1 protein-coding gene, 2 rRNA genes and 1 pseudogene (1 of these 4 only partly in view) are annotated in these 1,401 nt (G+C 53.7%); all 4 read left to right on the forward strand.

Going from position 1 to position 1,401, the window contains the following annotated elements; translation table 11 throughout:
• Positions 1-216: ribosomal RNA gene (locus H5U36_09125) — 23S ribosomal RNA — on the forward strand; the annotation flags it as partial.
• Between the two features lie 41 nt (positions 217-257).
• A 5S ribosomal RNA gene (gene rrf, locus H5U36_09130) occupies positions 258-374 on the forward strand.
• Positions 375-501: 127 nt separating this feature from the next.
• Positions 502-1,254, forward strand: a complete 753-nt coding sequence (locus H5U36_09135) for a YebC/PmpR family DNA-binding transcriptional regulator (GenBank protein ID MBC7218278.1) — start codon at positions 502-504, stop codon at positions 1,252-1,254.
• Positions 1,251-1,401: pseudogene (gene ruvC / locus H5U36_09140) on the forward strand (crossover junction endodeoxyribonuclease RuvC); it runs 345 nt beyond the window's last position. The gene H5U36_09135 and the pseudogene ruvC overlap by 4 nt, the downstream one beginning before the upstream one ends.

Genomic DNA, 1,401 nt, shown 5'->3' on the forward strand with positions numbered 1-1,401 from the left:
TGTTCCAGTTGTCCTGCCAGGGGCATCGCTGGGTAGCTGTGTCCGGATGGGATAAGCGCTGAAAGCATCTAAGCGCGAAGCCCACCCCAAGATGAGGTATCCCACTGGGTTAACCAGGTAAGACCCCGGGAAGATGACCCGGTTGATAGGCCCCAGGTGTAAGGGTGGTAACACCTTGAGCCGAGGGGTACTAATCGGTCGAGGACTTGACCGCAATGGCTTCATTCCAGGATGCTTCCCCAGAGGTATACAGATTTCCCGGTGGCCATAGCGGAGGGGAAACACCCGGAACCATTCCGAACCCGGAAGTTAAGCCCTCCAGCGCCGATGATACTGCCTGGGGAACTGGGCGGGAAAGTAGGACGCTGCCGGGGAAAAGTAAAAAACCTGGGAGGATTTCCTCCCAGGTTTTTTATTCTCGGGGTCTTCAGGCTCTGTCTTTGGCCTTTCTGCAGGTTGTGGTACAATACGGTGAGAAAACCGATAAGGAGCGTTGAGGGTATGTCTGGACATTCAAAGTGGGCCCAGATAAAACACAAAAAAGCAAAGACTGACCTGGAACGGGGAAAAGCCTTTTCGAAGCTCATCCGTCTCATTACGGTTGCAGCCCGCCAGGGCGGTGGCAACCCTGAGAATAACCCTCGCCTTCGCCTTGCTATCCAAAAGGCTCGAGAAATGAACATGCCTCAAGAGAACATCGAAAAAGCCATCAAAAAGGGGACCGGTGAACTCGAGGGCGTAGCGTACGAAGAGATTATCTACGAGGGGTATGGTCCGGGTGGCGTTGCCATCATGGTAGAGGCCACAACCGATAACCGGAACCGCACGACTGCAGAGATCCGGCATCTCTTCAGCAAGCACGGTGGAAACCTTGGGGAAACAGGCTGTGTATCCTGGGTTTTTGAGCGCAAGGGACTCATTAGTTTCGAAAAGGGAAAAGTGGACGAAGAAGAGGTCATGGCCGTAGCAATTGATGCTGGAGCAGAGGACATTCGCTCCACCGAAACCACCATTGACGTCATTACAGTTCCAGAAGATTTCGAGAAGGTGAAGGAGGCCATTGAGAGGAGTGGTCTCCAGTACGCCGTTGCCCAGGTCACCATGGTTCCCAAAACCACAGTAAGCGTCGAGGGGAAGCAGGCACAGCAGGTCCTTTCTCTCATTGAGGCTCTTGAAGATCACGACGACGTTCAGGAAGTCTACGCGAATTTCGATATTGCTGATGAACTCCTTGAGTCCCTCAAGAGTTCATGAAAATACTCGGCATTGACCCGGGGATAGCGCTCACCGGTTTCGGCCTTCTCAACATCGAAGGGGATACACTGCACGTTGTTCACGCGGGTTGCATTGTGACGCCGGAGAATCTCTCGCGGGCTGAGCGGCTCCGATCCCTGTTTGAGG

Source organism: Candidatus Caldatribacterium sp. (genome assembly GCA_014359405.1).
GTDB lineage: Bacteria > Atribacterota > Atribacteria > Atribacterales > Caldatribacteriaceae > Caldatribacterium > Caldatribacterium oleiphilum.

What these genes read in the sequence shown, in the direction of transcription:
- H5U36_09135 (MBC7218278.1), top strand. Translation starts at nt 502, where the DNA reads ATGTCTGGACATTCAAAGTGGGCCCAGATAAAACACAAAAAAGCAAAG.